The organism is Paraburkholderia sp. BL9I2N2, assembly GCF_004339745.1.
Lineage (GTDB): Bacteria > Pseudomonadota > Gammaproteobacteria > Burkholderiales > Burkholderiaceae > Paraburkholderia.
On the sequence record NZ_SMGP01000001.1, the window covers coordinates 838947 to 855252 of the forward strand.

The following is a 16306-nucleotide window of genomic DNA, read 5'->3' on the forward strand; positions in this document are numbered from 1 at the left end:
ATGTTCGGTGAAGCGATTGCAGGCGAGGCGCTGGATGGTGACATCGTTTTCGCGCCGTATGCGCCGGGCGAATTCCGTATCAAGTGGACCACGTTGAATTGGGAAGCCGAAGAGGCGTTCAAATTGCGGCGCGCTGTGTTCTGCGTCGAGCAGGGCATTTTCGTCGGGGACGATCGCGACGATATCGATCAGCACGCACAGCAACTGGTCGCCGTCAGTTGCCTCGGCGGCATGCCGGAGCAGGTGGTCGGCACCGTACGCATTCATCGCGATCACGACAATGTGTGGTTCGGTTCGCGCCTCGCCGTGCATGCGGCGTTTCGCCGACATGGAAAGATCGGTGCGACGCTGATTCGTCTCGCCGTGAGCAGCGCGCATGCGCTCGGCTGTGAGACGTTCCTGGCGCATGTGCAGAGCCAGAATGTGCCGCTCTTTCGCGCGATGTATTGGGACGTGCTCGCGGAGGAAACCCTGCTCGGCAGACCGCATCATCTGATGCAGGCGCAATTGGACCGCTATCCGCCGTGCGTGACGCCTAATAGCGGCTTTGTCACGCGCACGCAAGCGCAAGCGTATTCGCGTCGTCTCGAACCCGCGCGGAGTGGGGCATGAGCGTCGCCGATCTCGTCGCCGGCTTGCGCGAAAGCCGCGGGTTCCGGCACAAGACCGATATCGTCGACGTGGTCGACTCTCTGGCGAAGCGTTTGCCTCGCGGCACGCACGATCTCGCGCAAGCCGTGGCGCTCGGCGACGACTGTGCCGCGCTCGCCGATGGCGACGGCTATCTGCTCTTTGCGATCGAAGGCATGGTCAGCGATTTCGTGAGCACCATGCCGTGGTTCGCCGGCTACAGCAGCGTGATGGTCAACGTTAGCGATATCTATGCAATGGGTGGGCGGCCGTTGGCGGTGGTGGACGCGCTTTGGAGTCCGGGCATCGGCGCGGCCGACCAGGTGCTGGCGGGCATGGCGGCGGCCTCTGTCGCGTATGGCGTGCCGATTGTCGGCGGCCATACGAATACGCGCAGCGACGCGGCGCAACTGGCGGTGTCGATTATCGGCCGCGCCAAGGCGTTGCTGTCGAGCTTCAACGCGAAACCGGGCGACAGTCTGATGATGGCAGTCGATCTACGCGGCCGTTTCGAAGAACCGTATCCGTTCTGGAATGCTTCCGTGAACGCACCGCCCGAACGTCTGCACGGCGATCTCGAACTGCTGCCTCAACTGGCGGAAAGCGGTCTGTGCGACGCCGCGAAAGATATCAGCATGGCAGGCACGCTCGGCACTGCGCTGATGTTGCTCGAATGTTCGAAGGTGGGAGCGCGGATCGATCTCGCGTGCATTCCCAAGCCTGACGGTGTGACGCTGGAGCGCTGGGTGACTGCCTTTCCGAGTTTCGGCTATTTGCTTTCGGTGCGGCCGGAGCATGTCGATGCCGTGCAGGGGCAATTCGACGCGCGTGCCCTCGCGTGTGCGGTGATCGGTTCCGTTGATGCAACGAGCGAGGTTGTTCTGCATCAGCGGGACGATGTTGCAACGCTATGGGACTTTCAGCGCGAGCCGTTCATCGTCGGGAAGGGTGATACGAAATGAACGCGTTGCGTATCGCGTTGCTGACGCACTCGGTCAATCCGCGCGGCGGCGTCGTGCATACGCTGGAACTGGCGGCGGCGTTGACGATGCTTGGGCACGACGTGACGGTGTTCGTGCCGGCCGCGCTTGGCGAGACGCTGTTTCGTCTGCCGGCGTGCCGCGTGGTGTATGCACCTATCTTATTGGCTCAGGCCGATACCGTTGCGATGGTCGAAGCGCGGATCGATGCGTTCCGGCGAGCACTCATCGAACAGGACGCAAGCGCGTTCGACGTGCTGCACGCGCAGGACAGCATCAGCGGCAATGCACTCGCCGAGTTGAAAGCGGAGGGTTTCATTCACGGCTTCATGCGTACGGTTCACCACCTGGATCATTTCAACGATCTCAAGTTGGCAGCCTGGCAACGGCGCGCGTATCAGGACGCGGATCAGGTGTTGTGCGTGAGTGATACATGGACGCGTGAAATGCAATCCATGTATGGCATCAATGCCATCACTGTGCCGAACGGCGTGGACATGAAGCGTTTTTCTTCGCAGCGGGACCAACACGACGCGCAAATCGGGCAGCGTTTCGGCATCGACGGTGGACCTATCGTGCTGACAGTGGGCGGCATCGAGGTGCGTAAGAACACACTGGCGCTGCTCGAAGCGTTCGCATCCATGCGCCGCAATGTGCCGCAAGCGCAACTCGTTATCGCGGGCGGTGCGAGTCTGCTTGATCACGATGCCTATACCCGCCGCTTGCTGCAACGCGCAGGCGAGTTGGGTCTGTCCATCGGCCCGCATGAAAGCGTCGTAGTGACCGGTCCGCTCGAAGATGCTGCCATGCCCGCGTTGTTTCGATGCGCCGATGTTCTCTCAATGGTGTCGTTGCGAGAAGGTTTCGGTCTCGTCGTGTTGGAGGCGCTCGCGAGCGGCACGCCGGTGGTGGCCTCGTCGATTGCGCCATTCACCGAGTATCTCGACAACACGACTTGCTACTGGGCCGATCCACTCGACGTGGATTCGATCGCTGCGGCATTAACGCGAGCGTTGAGCGAGAGTTGTCTCGACTTCGAGCACGCCGTGCCTGCGTTGCTCGCGCGCTTTAGCTGGGCCGCGAGCGCGCAGCATCACGTAGACGCCTACCGCCGTTTCCTCGCGAAGCGCGCTCTGCTTACTCATTGATTCGAGGATTAGCAATGCCTGTCATGCACTTTCGCATTCAATGGCCTGATGGCGACGAAGCGAACTGTTATTCGCCTTCGCTCGTGATCGGCGACTTTTTCACACCGGGCGAGGCCTACGCGTTGGAAGATTTCGTCGCGCGATCGCGGCAGGCGCTGGGTATCGCGTCCGAGCGTGTGCGCGAGAAATACGGCTTTGCCTGCTCGGCGGCGATCGACCAGCTTGCGCAGATCGAGCGCGACGCGGCGCGCTTTCGCGATCGTCCGGAGGCGACCGTCAAGGTCATCGAATTCAGCTAGGCGCTTATTCTTTCAGAGGACGCATCATGTCGAATCCAGCACATCGCGCACGCGCCGAGGGCCATTACAGCGTGCTCGTCATCGGCGGCGGGCAGGCGGGTCTGTCGGTCAGCTATTACCTCAAGCAGGCCGGCATCGACCATCTGGTCGTGGAGAAGAACACCGTGACGCACACGTGGCGTGAGCAGCGCTGGGACGCGTTCTGCCTGGTGACGCCAAACTGGCAATGCGCGCTGCCCGGTTATCCGTATCGTGGCGACGATCCACACGGTTTCATGAAAAAGGATGAGATCGTTGCGTATCTCGACGGTTTCATTGAACACGTCGATGCGCCGCTGATGGAGCGCACTGAAGTCAAGCGCGTCAAGCAGCGTGACGACGGCGTCTATTCGATCATCACGACGCAGGGCGATTTCACCGCGGATCAGGTGGTGGTGGCCTCGGGCGGCTATCACACGCCGATCGTGCCGCGCCTTGCCGAGCGCTTGCCCGCGCGGATCGCACAATTGCAGTCGTCGGCGTATCGCAATCCCCAGGCTCTGCCTGATGGCGCGGTGATGGTGGTCGGCACGGGGCAGTCCGGCGCGCAGATCGCAGAAGATTTGCATCTGGCCGGCCGCAAGGTCGTACTCGCAGTCGGCGAGGCGCCGCGTTGCGCGCGTTTCTATCGAGGCCGTGACGTGGTCGACTGGCTCGCCGACATGCAGTACTACGACATGCCGGTCGAAAAGCATCCGTTGCGCGAAGGCGTGCGCGACAACACCAATCATTACGTGACGGGCCGCGACGGTGGCCGCGATATCGATCTGCGCAAGTTCGCCGCCGAAGGCATGGAGTTGTACGGCCGCCTCGACGATCTGCGCGACGGGCAATTCCATTTCTCGCCCACGCTCGCGGCCAATCTCGATGCGGCGGACGATACGTATAACCGGATTAACGTGAGCATCGACGGCTTCATCGAGAAGCACGGTATCGACGCGCTGCAGGGTGGCGCATACGAACCGGTGTGGCGTCCGGCGCAAGAGCGCACCACGCTCGACGTGGAAGCGAGCGGGATTGCCGCGATCATCTGGTGTATCGGCTTTACGCCGGACTTCAGCTGGCTCGACGCCCCCGTGTTCAACGGTCGCGGTTATCCAGCGCATACGCGCGGCATCACGCCGATCGACGGCTTGTATTTCGTCGGCTTGCCGTGGCTGCATACGTGGGGCTCGGGGCGTTTCTCCGGCGTCGCGCGCGATGCGGAGTTCATCGTGCACGCGATTCGCGAGAAGGCACGCGAGCGCGCGTCCTTATCGGCCGCCGTCGCCGCGTGACGTTGCCAGGCGCAAGTGCCAAGGATGGAGCAAAAAAACGGCCGCTGCGTTCTACATCGCAGCGGCCGTTGTATTTCACCGAAGCTGTCGGCTAAGGCTTAACTACCCAGCGCCGGATCGCTCATGCTGCTCTTGCCGGTCTCGACGTGTCCGGCAAAGCGCCGCGCGAACAGCGGATCAGTATTGACCGTAATGGCCAGGTCGTACCAACCGTGGGCGTTGCGCAGATCGAGGTAGAGCTGGTCGGTATCGCCGCCGCGCACCGTACGCCTGATCACGTTGGTCGGGTCGTACGCGTTGATGATCTTGAACTGGGAAGGCGCGCTGCCCACGTTCTCCAGGCGCAATTGCAGATTGCCGTTCGCGACGTCATAACCTTCCTCGACTTCAGGCCGCGCGATGTCGGAGCCGTTCCACCAGCTGCGCGAGACCGGCTTGCCCGCAAAGCGGCGCAGAAAGCCATTCGGGCCGTACACGGTGAAGTCATAGCTGCCGTCGGCGTTCAACGGAAGCTGATCTTGCAGACGCTTGCCGGCTTCGACCGTATACGTGCGCGGCGCGTCGAGACCGTGAGCGGCGTAGACGAGAAACACCGCGCCGGCGCGGCCCGTATTGACGAAACGCATCGTGAGCTGGTTCGTCGCGCCTTCGCCGTGCACGCGCACGAACAACTCGTACGGCACCGCGCGAGCGGGGCGCACGCCGGGTTCCTGTTTCGGCACCGCCTGGATGGCCGGTGGCAGCGGCACATAATCCGGATGGCGGTTCTGATCGGGCGGCATGTAGCCGCTCGTGCCCGGCAGCGTCGGGAAGGCGTCGTTCGGATTGCTGAAGTTGAACGCCGACAGCAGGTCGCCGCATACCGCGCGGCGCCACGGTGTGATGTTGGATTCGCCAAGATTGCGCTCATGACCGAAACGCTTTTCGATGAAACGGATCACCGACGTGTGGTCAAACAGTTCCGAGCACACGTAGCCGCCTTTCGACCAAGGCGACACCACAAGCATCGGCACGCGCGGTCCGAGCCCATACGGGGCGGCGGGAATCTTCGCATCGCCGGGATAGATTTCGTTGCTGGTGTCGACGGTGGACAAACCGTTCGCATTCGACGACGGTGCGAACGGCGGCGACACGTGGTCGAAGAATCCGTCGTTCTCGTCGTAATTGATCAGCAAGACCGTCTTGCTCCATACCTCGGGATTCGACGTGAGAATCTGCAAGACCTGGTCGATGTACCACGCGCCGTAATTCGTCGGCCAGTTCGGATGCTCGGAATAGGCTTCGGGCGCGACGATCCACGACACTTGCGGCAAAGCATTATTCTGCACGTCGCGCTTGAGGATATCGAAATAGCCGTCGCCCTTCGCGGCGTTCGTGCCGGTGCGTGCGTTGTCGTAGAGCGGATTGCCGGGCTGCGCGTTGCGGTACTGATTGAAGTAGAGCAGCGAGTTGTCGCCGAAGTTGCCGATGTACGGGTTCTGCGTCCAGCCCCACGCGCCGTTCGCGTCGAGACCGGTGCCGATGTCCTGATAGATCTTCCACGAGATGCCCGCGTTTTGCAGCACTTCGGGATACGTGGACCAGCCGTAGCCGAGCTCGGAGTTGTCGATCACCGGACCGCCGCCGCTGCCGTCGTTGCCCACCCAGCCGCTCCACATGTAGTAGCGGTTCGGGTCCGTCGGTCCCATCAGCGAGCAGTGGTACGCGTCGCAGATCGTGAACGCGTCGGCGAGCTGATAGTGAAACGGAATGTCCTCGCGCGTGAAATAGGCCATTGTCGTGGCGCTCTTGGCGGGCACCCATTGATCGTAGCGGCCGCCGTTCCATGCCGCGTGCGTGCTGGTCCAGTCGTGCGCGAGATCCTGCAGGAATTGCAGACCCAGATTGGGCGCGGTGGGGCGGAACGGCAGCACGTAGCCGACATCCGCCGCGAGCGGCTGATACCACACGGGCTTGCCGTTCGGCAGATTGATCGCGCGCGTGTCGCCGAAACCGCGCACGCCCTTGAGTGTGCCGAAGTAATGGTCGAACGAGCGGTTTTCCTGCATCAGCACGACGATGTGCTCGACGTCGCGGATCGTGCCGGTCTTGTTGTTGGCAGGAATGGCGAGCGCGTTGCGAATGCCCAGCGGCAGCATGCTCAACGCGGTGGCGGAACCGGCTGCATGCGCGGCGGAGCGCAGAAAATCACGGCGATTTTTTGAGGTCATGGTATTGGCTTTTGATCTTCGGTGGAGGAACGAGACACGTGGCGCGCGAGCCTCGCCCGCGCGTCGCGTGCCACGCAAAACTCAGTCGACGGTGTGGATCACAGGTGTGGCGAGCGGCGTCGACGCGGCGGCGGACAATGCCGGATCGGCGCTTGATGCGGGTAGTGCAGGGGTTTGAATCGTCAGTGCTGGGGGCGCGGGTGAAGCGGAAGATGGATTCGCCGACAGAACCGTGGCGGCGCTGCTGTCGCCGGCGGAACTCTCGGTCGAACTAAGGGCGCGTGTGTCCGGGGCTTTGTCGTCGTCGTTGCCGCAAGCGCCGAGCAGCATGCAGAGCGAAACGGCGGCCAGTGCGCCCGCCAAACGTTTGCGATGGAAGGCAATAGACGGCTGCGACACAATAGACATGGCAATGTCTCCGGCACGGGGAAGTTGCGCCAGGGCATCCATGTGCCCAGGTCAGCGATGCGCAAGAATAGTCGCTTACCTGTGTAACTTTTGTGAAGATGTGGAAATTTGGGTATTTGTTGAGAATTGGGCGGCGTGCGATTACGTCTAGGCCAGCCAATAGGTATGCGCTGTTCGGCGTCGGGAAGGTGGCTTAGCGCTGCGTCAGAACGAATGCCGCAATGGCTTCGTTCAACGGCCCTGGCGCATCGCGATGCGGCGAGTGGCCGCAAGCGTCGAGTTTGACCAGTTGCGCATGCGGCACGTGTGCGGCGATCGTGTCGATCTGCGCCATCGTGCCGTAGTTGTCGTCATGGCCTTGGACCGCGAGCAAGGGCTTGCGGATAGACGCCAGTTCCCGGGCAATGGACCACTGCCTGAAAGCCGGATTCAACCAGATGTCGTTCCAGCCATAGAACGCGGAATCGACGTCCGCGTGATAGCGGCTGAGCTTGCTGCGCAGGTCGGTGGTTTCGTAGAGTTGTTTGGTCTGCGCGATGCTATCCACCGAAATATCTTCGACGAAGACATGCGGCGCAATCGCCATCGCGCCAGCCAACTCGTCGGGATGGAGCGCCGCGTACAACAGCGTGATCGAACCGCCGTCGCTATGGCCGATGACCCACATGCGCCGGCGTTCGCGCATATCGATATCGAGTGCGTCGAGCAACGCGGGCAGGATATCGCGCGCCTGCGCCGTCATGAAATCGACGGGCCACTTCACCTCATGCGGGCGCGGTGTGGAAAGCCCGTAACCGGGCCGCGAATAAACAAGCCCGCGCATGCCGAGCCGCTCGCACAGCGCTTGCGGCCAGTCGCGCCACATCGCGATCGACCCGAGGCCTTCATGCAGGAAGACGGCGATCGGCGCGTTGCCCGCCGCTTCATTCACCCAGCGATACTCGATGCGCAACGGTCCATGCGACGCGGTAGCGGGCAAGTCAGCGAAATTGCTAGCGGTCGTTGCTGCAACGTTGCCAATGGCGGGGTTCTGCATAAATCACCTTATGACTGCTCGCGCAGTTTGAAGCGTTGAATTTTTCCGGTGGCCGTCTTCGGCAGATCGTCGACGAACACGATGTCGCGCGGATATTTATGCGGCGCGAGCCGGTCCTTCACGAAGGCCTTCAACTCATCCGCGAGTATCTCAGACGCCGCGAATTCACGCTTTAACACCACGAACGCGCGAGTCTTCACGAGACCGCCATGATCGACACCGACCACCGCCGCTTCGAGCACCGCGTCGTGCTGCACCAGCACCATTTCCACTTCGACAGGAGAAACATACTGGCCGCTCACTTTGAGCATGTCGTCGCTGCGGCCCGCGTAGACATAGCAGCCGTTCGCCAGCCGGCAGTATTTGTCGCCGCTGCGAATCCACTCGCCGAGAAAGGTGGCGCGGGTCTTCTCGCGGTTGTTCCAGTACATCACGGCCGCGCTCGGCCCCTTGATATACAGGTCGCCGACTTCGCCATCGGCCACGGCGTTACCGGCATCGTCGCGCAACTCGACTTCGTATCCCGGCACCGGGCGGCCCGTCGTGCCGTATTCGACCGCGCCCGCACGATTGGACAGGAAGATGTGCAGCATTTCTGTCGAGCCGATGCCGTCGAGAATCTCGCAGCCGAAGTGCGCGGTAAAGCGCTCGCCGATTTCACGCGGCAGCGCTTCACCCGCCGAGGTGCAAATGCGTATCGCGACATCGGCGCGCGCGGGCAGGTTGGGCGACACCAGCATGTTCGCGTAGAGCGTGGGCACGCCATAAAACACTGTCGGGCGATGCTTGACGAGGCGCGTGAAAATCGCGTCGGCGGTGGGGCGTTCCGCCATCAGGATCGCCGTGGCGCCGACCGACAGCGGGAACGTCAATCCGTTGCCGAGACCGTACGCGAAGAACAGCTTGGCCGCGGAGAACACCACGTCGCTCTCGGTGATGCCGAGAATCGGCTTCGCATACAGCTCGGCGGTCCAGTACAGGTTCGCATGCGTGTGGACGGTGCCCTTCGGTTTGCCGGTCGAGCCCGACGAATACAGCCAGAAGGCGATGTCGTCACAACCCGTTGCGGCGGCCTTGGTGGCAGGCGCAGCGGCGTCGATCAGTTCTTCGAGCAAGGGCGCGAGGAGCGGCTCGCCTTCACACGGCTGCGAGACGATCAACTGACAACCGTCATGTTCGGCGGACTCCAACGCCTGCGTCACGTTCTGCAACAGCGCACCCGAGGCGATCACGGCGCGCGCATGGCTATGCGTGAGCATGTACACATAGTCGGCGGGCGTGAGCAGCGTGTTCGCGACCACCGGCACGACGCCCGCGTAGAGCGCGCCGAGGAAGGCAACCGGCAGCGCAACGGTATCGAGCATCACGAGTAACACGCGCTCTTCGGGATGCACGCCGAGCGTGCGCAGTGCGCTCGCGAAGCGCCGCGCGCGTTCCTCGAGTTCACCGTAGGTGGCGCTGCCGGTGTCGTCGATATAGGCGGTTTTGGCGGCGCGCGTTTCGTTCAGCCGAAACAGGTAGGCCGCGAAATTGAATAGCGCGGGCGGCGCTTCGACCGTCGCGGCGGGCTGATTCGCCGTCTTGTCCAACAGGGCTTCCATGTGTCTCCTCCATCGGGTGGGCGCGGTCCGGCTGTTCTGTGCTCGTGATCCGCTCGATGCTTGCAGGCTAATGGGTGGGCTCGGTCCTTATCGCTGAACGCGTGCGCGGTCAGGCCGCCGGCAAATGAGTCGCTTGCGTCAGCGCGTCGAGTGCCGCGCTCGCCGCCTGGATGGCCGAGCGCCGGTGATAGAAACCCAGCGCGCGCAAACCGCCCAGTTCTTCGCCGCCGCCCGCGCGGCCAGGGCCGCCGTGCAGGGACATCGGCATCACGTTGCCGCGACCGGTTTGACTCTGCTGGACCGAGGGCGAAATGGCATGCACGCGGCCGTGCGAATCCGCGAGTTCCAGTGCAAGGCGGCCGAGATGCGCGTCGTCGTTCGAATAGATCGAGGCGACGAGCGATCCCTGGCCGCGTCGCGCGAGAGCGACCGCGTGCGCTTCGGGCAATGCGTTTGCATCAGCGGTGACGCGATAGGGCGCCACGCTCGCCACCGGTCCGAACACCTCGACATCGTGCAGCAGCGTCGCGTTATCCGGATCGTTGACGACGAACAGATGCGGCGCGATGCAAGCCGCGATATTCGCGTCCGCATCGATGAGCGGTACAGCGGAGCCGTCGTAGGCGAGCACCGCTTCTTCGCGCAGCGCCGCGATGCCGGCCAGCACGTTCTCGTATTGCTCGCGGCTCACGAGCGAGCCCATGCGCACCGCCTCGTTGCGCGGATCGCCGACGGTGATTTTCGCGAGCTTCGCCTTGAGCGCTTCGAGCACCGCTTCAAGTACAGCCTCGGGGACGAACGCGCGACGGATCGCCGTGCATTTCTGGCCGGATTTCACGGTCATTTCCCGTACCAGTTCCTTGATGAACAGCTCGAAGGCGGGCGTGTCGGGCGTGGCGTCGGCGCACAGAATCGCGCTGTTCAGGCTGTCGGCTTCGACGTTCAGGCGCGCACCGCGCTGCACGAATGCGGGGTGCGCGCGCAACGTGGCGGCGGTTTCGGCCGAGCCCGTGAACGACACCACGTCGAAGGACTGAATCTGATCGAGCAGGCCCGCCGAGCTGCCGCAAATCACCGAGAGCGCGCCGGGCGGCAAAATGCCGGCGTCGATCACATCGGCGACCATGCGCTGGGTGAGCCACGCCGTTGCCGTGGCGGGCTTGACGATGACGGGCACGCCGGAGAGCAAGGCCGGCGCCGCTTTTTCCCACAAGCCCCACGACGGAAAATTGAACGCGTTGATAAAGAGCGCGACGCCGCGGGTCGGCGTGAGCACGTGCTGCACGCTGAACGATTGATCCTTGCTCAGCGAGACGCTATTGCCGTCGCGCAGCGCATGCACTTCGCCGAGCGACGCGCCGAGTTTCGCGTAATACGACAGCGTGAAAATGCCGCCGTCGATATCGACCGCCGAATCGTTGCGCGTGGTGCCCGAGTTCGCGGTGGCGATCGCGTAGTAGTCGTCGCGCTTCGCTTGCAGCAGCTTGACGATATCGGCGAGGCTGGCGGCGCGTTGCGCGTAGGTCAAAGCGCGCAATGCGGCGCCGCCGTTATCGCGTGCAAAGCCGAACGCGCGGGTGAGATCGAGGCCTTCGCTCGATACACGCACGAGCGCCTCGCCCGTCACCGGATCGGTGAGCGTGACGCCGGCGCCGCCGCCGGCGATCCACTGGCCGGCCACATGGTTCTTCAAGAGTTCGGTCATGGCAGCGCTCAGGCGGGAGTGAATTCGATTGCGCCTTGCGGCAGGAGGTACAGCACCAATGCTTCGCCGTTCGCCACCGTCGGACGATGCGCGGTGCCGGGCCCGTACACGCACCAGCCGGCCGGGTGGCCGTCGAAGGTCGCGCCTTCGGTGAGCGGCATGATCAGATCGATCTCGCCGTTCGGGTGAACATGATGCGGACCCGCAATATCCTTCACATCGACGACGTCGACGGAAAAGCCGTGGGTCTCGGGCAGCGCCTTGAAGATGCGGCCGTAGCGAATGCCACCGCCTTCGCGATTGCACAGCCAGCCTTCGGCGACACCGGTTCGGCACGCCTCGGCAAGTTCGCGGAACGTGGCGCTGTCCGCGGGATAGGCGTCGTTCAGCCAGCCGGCCAGTCTGCCGTCGAGCGGTCGGCCGTCGAGTTGCTCTGTGACGCCCGCGATCAGGCGCTGGAATTCATGTGGGGACATGCGAGCCTCCAGATCAGCGCATTCGACCGCCACACGCACGTTAATGCATGCGAGTCGTCGCGCCATCTCTGTGACGCTGCCAAAAAATCTCGACAGCGTTTGTTATTGGATCAATATTTGGCGAAAATTAACCGTTCACTCGGTGCCTGTCAAGCACTATAGTACATGTATCGCAGTTCGGAGGCAGCAAAACATGAACCAAAATTACTCTCCTGCACCGCTGGACGATTCCGCCGACGACGCCACAGGCCGCACCGAACGGGCGGCGGAGCGCGATCCCTTTCTGACGGCGATGGGCGAACGCGTGCGGCTCCTGCGCGCGCGCCGCGGCATGACGCGCAAAACACTGGCAACGGAAACGGGCTTGTCGGAGCGGCATCTGGCGAATCTGGAATCGGGCGTGGGCAATGCGTCGGTGCTGGTGCTGCGGCAGATCGCGGCTACTCTGAACTGTTCGCTGGCCGAGGTGATCGGCGACGAAACCACCGCTTCCGCCGAATGGTTGCTGATCCGCGAACTGCTGCAGGGGCGCGATCAGGCGGCCTTGCAGCGCGCCCGCGTGGCGCTCGCCGAGATGTTCGCGCAGGCGCCGCGCGACCCGCATCGCAAGGACCGGATTGCGTTGATCGGCCTGCGCGGCGCCGGTAAATCGACGCTCGGGCGAATGCTGGCGCAGGAGCGCAAGGTGCCGTTTGTCGAACTCACGCGCGTGATCGAACAACTGGCCGGCTGCCCGCCGTCGGAGATTCATTCGCTTTACGGCGCGGCCGCTTACCGGCGTTATGAACATCGCGCGCTCGAGGCTGTGATTCAGGAGCACGAGCGCGCGGTGATCGCGTCGCCGGGCGGGCTGGTGTCGGAGTCGGGCACCTTCAATACGTTGCTGTCGCACTGCTATACGGTGTGGCTGCAGGCCGCGCCGGAAGAGCATATGCGCCGCGTCGTCGCGCAGGGCGATCTGCGGCCGATGTCGGGCAACAAGGAGGCAATGGACGACCTGAAGCGCATCCTGGCGGGACGCGGCGAGCTGTATGGCCGCGCTGACATGACCTTCGACACCAGCGAAAAAACCTTGGCCGACGCCTACCTGCAGCTGCGCGACCGCCTTGCTGCAAGGCTCGCCGCGGAATCGCCGGACGAGGCGGGCGTGAGCTGACATGCAATTCGGCGTCAGGGTTTACGTGTAAACATGCACTAAAGTGCTTTACATGGATTTGACGATGCACTATTGTTCAAAAACAGTATTTGCATCGTCCAGCCAGGAGAGGCCCCATGTCTACAGCAGAAACCGCCGTCGCGCCGGTCGACTACCGCACCGATCCCTCGCAGTACAAGCATTGGAAGCTGAGCTTCAACGGTCCCGTTGCGACGCTCGGCATTGATATCGCCGAGGACGGCGGCATCCGTGACGGCTACAAGCTGAAGCTGAATTCGTATGACCTCGGCGTCGACATCGAATTGCACGACGCAATACAACGCATCCGCTTCGAGCATCCGGAAGTGAAAACCGTGGTGCTGACGAGCCTGAAGGACCGCGTGTTCTGCTCGGGCGCCAACATTTTCATGTTGGGTCTCTCCACGCATGCGTGGAAGGTCAACTTCTGCAAGTTCACCAACGAAACGCGCAACGGCCTGGAAGACTCGTCGCGCTATTCAGGTTTGAAGTTTCTCGCGGCAGTGAACGGTGCCTGCGCCGGCGGCGGCTACGAACTCGCTCTGGCATGCGACGAGATCTATCTGGTGGATGACCGCTCGTCGTCGGTCTCGCTGCCGGAAGTGCCGCTGCTCGGCGTGCTGCCCGGCACCGGCGGCCTGACGCGCGTCACGGACAAACGCAAGGTGCGTCACGATCGCGCCGACATTTTCTGCACGGTGGTCGAAGGCGTACGCGGCGAACGCGCGAAAGCATGGCGCCTGGTGGATGAAGTCGTGAAGCCGAACCAGTTCGATCAGGCGATCCAGGCGCGCGCGCTCGAACTCGCCGAACAGAGCGATCGTCCCTCGGACGCACAGGGCGTTATGCTCACGCGTATCGAACGCACGGATCGTGAAGACGGCCTCACTTATAAAACGCTCGACGTGACGATCGACCGCGCGAAGCGCATTGCGACGTTCACGGCCAAGGCACCGCAATCCGAAACGCCCTCGAGTATCGATGCCATCGTCGCGGCCGGCGTGAACTGGTGGCCGCTGCAATTCGCCCGCGAACTCGACGACGTGATCCTTTGCATGCGCACCAACGAGCTCGCGATCGGCACGTGGGTCTTCAGGACCGAAGGCGATGCCCGCAATCTGCTCGCCGCTGACGCCTCGCTCATGCAGCACAAGGACCACTGGTTCGTGCGCGAGACCATCGGCCTGTTGCGCCGCACGCTGGCGCGCATCGACGTTTCGTCGCGTTCGCTGTTCGCGCTGATCGAGCCGGGTTCGTGCTTTGCCGGCACCTTCGCGGAACTCGCGTTCGCCGCTGATCGCACTTACATGGCGGCGCTGCCGGGCAATGAAGAGGAAGAGCCGGCTATCACGCTGTCGGAAGTCAACTTCGGCCTCTATCCGATGGTCACGCATCAGTCGCGTCTCGGCCGGCGTTTCTATGAAGAAACCGGGCCGCTCGACGCCGTGCGCTCCCTGATCGGTCAGCCGATCAAGCCGGTCGAAGCCGAACGCCTCGGCCTCGTGACCGCATCGCCCGATGACATCGATTGGGCCGACGAAATTCGCATCGCGCTCGAAGAACGCGCCGCGATGTCGCCGGACGCATTGACCGGACTCGAAGCGAATCTGCGCTTCAACGGGCCGGAAACGATGGAGACGCGCATTTTCGGCCGTCTCACCGCGTGGCAGAACTGGATCTTCAACCGGCCGAACGCGGTGGGCGAGAAGGGCGCGCTCAAGGTGTACGGCAAGGGCGGCAAGGCGCAATTCGACGTCTCGCGTGTTTGATACGCATTTGATGCGCGCTTGGTGGGCGACCGATCGCCATCAACGCAACGAGCGCGAAACGGGCCGCCATCAGCCCGACACGCGCCTCTCACCGTCACTGCAGTTTCTGAACCAGGAACCGACCATGTCATCGATCAACTACAGCGAAAAGATTCCGAACAATGTCAACCTCGCCGACGACCGGGCGCTACAGCGCGCGCTCGAACAATGGCAGCCGAATTTCCTCGCGTGGTGGGGCGATATGGGCCCGGAAGGCTCGCATGGCTACGACGTGTATCTGCGCACCGCGGTGAGCGTCGATGCGGGCGGCTGGGCGCATTTCGATCACGTGAAGATGCCGGACTACCGCTGGGGCATTTTCCTCACGCCCGGCGACCAGGACCGCAAGATTCACTTCGGCGAACACAAGGGTGAAGCGGCCTGGCAGGACGTGCCGGGCGAGCATCGCGCGAATCTGCGCCGCATCATCGTGACGCAGGGCGATACCGAACCGGCGTCGGTCGAGCAGCAACGCCACCTCGGTTTGACGGCGCCCTCCATGTACGACTTGCGCAACCTGTTCCAGGTCAACGTGGAAGAAGGCCGCCATCTGTGGGCGATGGTGTATCTGCTGCATCGCTACTTCGGCCGCGACGGACGTGAGGAAGCCGAAGCATTGCTCGGCCGCCGTTCCGGCGACGACGACAATCCCCGCATTCTAGGCGCATTCAACGAGAAAACGCCGGACTGGCTCGCGTTTTTCATGTTCACGTACTTCACCGATCGCGACGGCAAATTCCAGTTGTCGGCACTTGCGGAGTCGGGATTCGATCCGCTCGCGCGCACCACCAAATTCATGCTGACCGAAGAAGCGCATCATATGTTCGTCGGCGAATCGGGTGTGTCTCGTGTGATCCAGCGTACCGCCCAGGTAATGAACGAACTCGGCACGGACGACGTCGCGAAGATCCGCGCGGCCGGCGTGATCGATCTGCCGACCATTCAGCGCTATCTGAACTTCCATTACTCGGTCACGATCGATCTGTTCGGCGCGGATCATTCGTCCAACGCGGCCACGTTCTATAGCTCGGGCCTCAAGGGCCGCTACGAAGAAAACAAGCGCGACGACGATCATCAGTTGAACGGGCAAAGCTACAAGCTGCTCGACGTGCAGGACGGCAAGCTGGTCGAGCGCGAAGTGCCCATGCTCAACGCCATGAACGAAGTGCTGCGCGACGACTACATCAAGGATTCGGTGGCGGGCGTGGGCCGCTGGAACAAGGTGCTCGAAAAGGCCGGTATCGATTTCCGCATGACGGTGCCGCATAAAGCGTTCAATCGGCAAATCGGCACGTTCGCCGGCACGCGTGTGTCGCCCGAAGGCCGCGTGGTCAGCGAAACCGAATGGGCCGCCAGCGAAGCGAAATGGCTCGCCACACCGGAAGATCGCGCTTACGTCGCGTCGTTGATGGGCCGCGTTACGGACGCGGGCAAATTCGCCAACTGGATTGCGCCGCCTGCGATGGGCGTGAACCGTCAGCCGGTCGATTTCGAATACGTGCGCTTCAACTGAGT

At 62.9% G+C, this 16306-nt stretch carries 14 protein-coding genes; 8 read left to right on the top strand and 6 right to left on the bottom strand.

The features are described 5' to 3' along the window. The 5 genes from B0G74_RS03915 to B0G74_RS03935 are packed head-to-tail and all read left to right on the top strand — an operon-like array spanning position 1 to position 4373. On the top strand, positions 1-612 hold the full coding sequence (locus tag B0G74_RS03915; RefSeq protein WP_132373727.1) for an MSMEG_0567/Sll0786 family nitrogen starvation N-acetyltransferase: 612 nt from the start codon (positions 1-3) through the stop codon (positions 610-612). Continuing rightward, positions 609-1592: a sll0787 family AIR synthase-like protein gene (locus B0G74_RS03920; RefSeq protein ID WP_132373728.1), complete on the top strand. Its 984-nt coding sequence runs from the start codon at positions 609-611 to the stop codon at positions 1590-1592. The genes B0G74_RS03915 and B0G74_RS03920 overlap by 4 nt, the downstream gene beginning before the upstream one ends. After that, complete coding sequence (locus tag B0G74_RS03925) at positions 1589-2758, top strand: MSMEG_0565 family glycosyltransferase (RefSeq protein WP_132373729.1); 1170 nt, start codon at positions 1589-1591, stop codon at positions 2756-2758. Before B0G74_RS03920 ends, B0G74_RS03925 begins: the two co-directional genes overlap by 4 nt. Before the next feature lie 14 nt (positions 2759-2772). Continuing rightward, positions 2773-3057: an MSMEG_0570 family nitrogen starvation response protein gene (locus B0G74_RS03930; protein WP_132373730.1), complete on the top strand. Its 285-nt coding sequence runs from the start codon at positions 2773-2775 to the stop codon at positions 3055-3057. Between the two features lie 26 nt (positions 3058-3083). Continuing rightward, entirely contained in the window at positions 3084-4373 is a 1290-nt protein-coding gene (locus B0G74_RS03935; RefSeq protein WP_132373731.1) for an MSMEG_0569 family flavin-dependent oxidoreductase, read from the top strand. 98 nt (positions 4374-4471) lie between these two features. Here the strand turns inward: B0G74_RS03935 and B0G74_RS03940 are convergent, their stop codons facing one another. The 6 genes from B0G74_RS03940 to B0G74_RS03965 form a co-directional block, all read right to left on the bottom strand. After that, complete coding sequence (locus B0G74_RS03940) at positions 4472-6583, bottom strand: phospholipase C, phosphocholine-specific (protein ID WP_132373732.1); 2112 nt, start codon at positions 6581-6583, stop codon at positions 4472-4474. 81 nt (positions 6584-6664) lie between these two features. Further along, positions 6665-6991 carry a hypothetical protein gene (locus B0G74_RS03945; RefSeq protein WP_132373733.1) on the bottom strand — a complete coding sequence of 109 codons (327 nt, stop codon included), beginning with the start codon at positions 6989-6991 and terminating at the stop codon, positions 6665-6667. A 193-nt stretch (positions 6992-7184) separates the two neighbouring features. Next, a complete protein-coding gene (locus B0G74_RS03950) occupies positions 7185-8027 on the bottom strand; it encodes an alpha/beta hydrolase (RefSeq protein ID WP_132373734.1) in 843 nt (280 codons plus the stop codon). 8 nt (positions 8028-8035) lie between these two features. Beyond that, entirely contained in the window at positions 8036-9628 is a 1593-nt protein-coding gene (locus tag B0G74_RS03955; protein ID WP_132373735.1) for a benzoate-CoA ligase family protein, read from the bottom strand. A 109-nt stretch (positions 9629-9737) separates the two neighbouring features. Further along, a complete protein-coding gene (locus B0G74_RS03960; RefSeq protein ID WP_132373736.1) occupies positions 9738-11333 on the bottom strand; it encodes a 3,4-dehydroadipyl-CoA semialdehyde dehydrogenase in 1596 nt (531 codons plus the stop codon). Positions 11334-11341: 8 nt separating this feature from the next. Then, complete coding sequence (locus B0G74_RS03965) at positions 11342-11809, bottom strand: DUF4863 family protein (protein WP_132373737.1); 468 nt, start codon at positions 11807-11809, stop codon at positions 11342-11344. Positions 11810-12002: 193 nt separating this feature from the next. Between B0G74_RS03965 and B0G74_RS03970 the strand changes: the two genes are divergently transcribed. From B0G74_RS03970 to boxB, 3 genes are all read left to right on the top strand, one after another. Next, positions 12003-12965 carry a helix-turn-helix transcriptional regulator gene (locus B0G74_RS03970; RefSeq protein WP_132373738.1) on the top strand — a complete coding sequence of 321 codons (963 nt, stop codon included), beginning with the start codon at positions 12003-12005 and terminating at the stop codon, positions 12963-12965. Positions 12966-13081: 116 nt separating this feature from the next. Beyond that, a complete protein-coding gene (gene boxC / locus B0G74_RS03975) occupies positions 13082-14752 on the top strand; it encodes a 2,3-epoxybenzoyl-CoA dihydrolase (protein ID WP_132373739.1) in 1671 nt (556 codons plus the stop codon). 124 nt (positions 14753-14876) lie between these two features. Then, the gene (gene boxB / locus B0G74_RS03980) at positions 14877-16304 is read left to right on the top strand and encodes a benzoyl-CoA 2,3-epoxidase subunit BoxB (protein WP_132373740.1); all 1428 of its coding nucleotides are present in this window, start codon (positions 14877-14879) and stop codon (positions 16302-16304) included. Positions 16305-16306 lie beyond the last annotated feature (2 nt).

What these genes read in the sequence shown, in the direction of transcription:
- B0G74_RS03950 (WP_132373734.1), bottom strand. Translation starts at nt 8,027, where the DNA reads ATGCAGAACCCCGCCATTGGCAACGTTGCAGCAACGACCGCTAGCAAT.
- B0G74_RS03925 (WP_132373729.1), top strand. Translation starts at nt 1,589, where the DNA reads ATGAACGCGTTGCGTATCGCGTTGCTGACGCACTCGGTCAATCCGCGC.
- B0G74_RS03920 (WP_132373728.1), top strand. Translation starts at nt 609, where the DNA reads ATGAGCGTCGCCGATCTCGTCGCCGGCTTGCGCGAAAGCCGCGGGTTC.
- B0G74_RS03935 (WP_132373731.1), top strand. Translation starts at nt 3,084, where the DNA reads ATGTCGAATCCAGCACATCGCGCACGCGCCGAGGGCCATTACAGCGTG.
- B0G74_RS03970 (WP_132373738.1), top strand. Translation starts at nt 12,003, where the DNA reads ATGAACCAAAATTACTCTCCTGCACCGCTGGACGATTCCGCCGACGAC.
- B0G74_RS03915 (WP_132373727.1), top strand. Translation starts at nt 1, where the DNA reads ATGTTCGGTGAAGCGATTGCAGGCGAGGCGCTGGATGGTGACATCGTT.
- B0G74_RS03930 (WP_132373730.1), top strand. Translation starts at nt 2,773, where the DNA reads ATGCCTGTCATGCACTTTCGCATTCAATGGCCTGATGGCGACGAAGCG.
- B0G74_RS03965 (WP_132373737.1), bottom strand. Translation starts at nt 11,809, where the DNA reads ATGTCCCCACATGAATTCCAGCGCCTGATCGCGGGCGTCACAGAGCAA.
- B0G74_RS03955 (WP_132373735.1), bottom strand. Translation starts at nt 9,628, where the DNA reads ATGGAAGCCCTGTTGGACAAGACGGCGAATCAGCCCGCCGCGACGGTC.
- B0G74_RS03945 (WP_132373733.1), bottom strand. Translation starts at nt 6,991, where the DNA reads ATGTCTATTGTGTCGCAGCCGTCTATTGCCTTCCATCGCAAACGTTTG.
- B0G74_RS03940 (WP_132373732.1), bottom strand. Translation starts at nt 6,583, where the DNA reads ATGACCTCAAAAAATCGCCGTGATTTTCTGCGCTCCGCCGCGCATGCA.
- boxC (WP_132373739.1), top strand. Translation starts at nt 13,082, where the DNA reads ATGTCTACAGCAGAAACCGCCGTCGCGCCGGTCGACTACCGCACCGAT.
- B0G74_RS03960 (WP_132373736.1), bottom strand. Translation starts at nt 11,333, where the DNA reads ATGACCGAACTCTTGAAGAACCATGTGGCCGGCCAGTGGATCGCCGGC.
- boxB (WP_132373740.1), top strand. Translation starts at nt 14,877, where the DNA reads ATGTCATCGATCAACTACAGCGAAAAGATTCCGAACAATGTCAACCTC.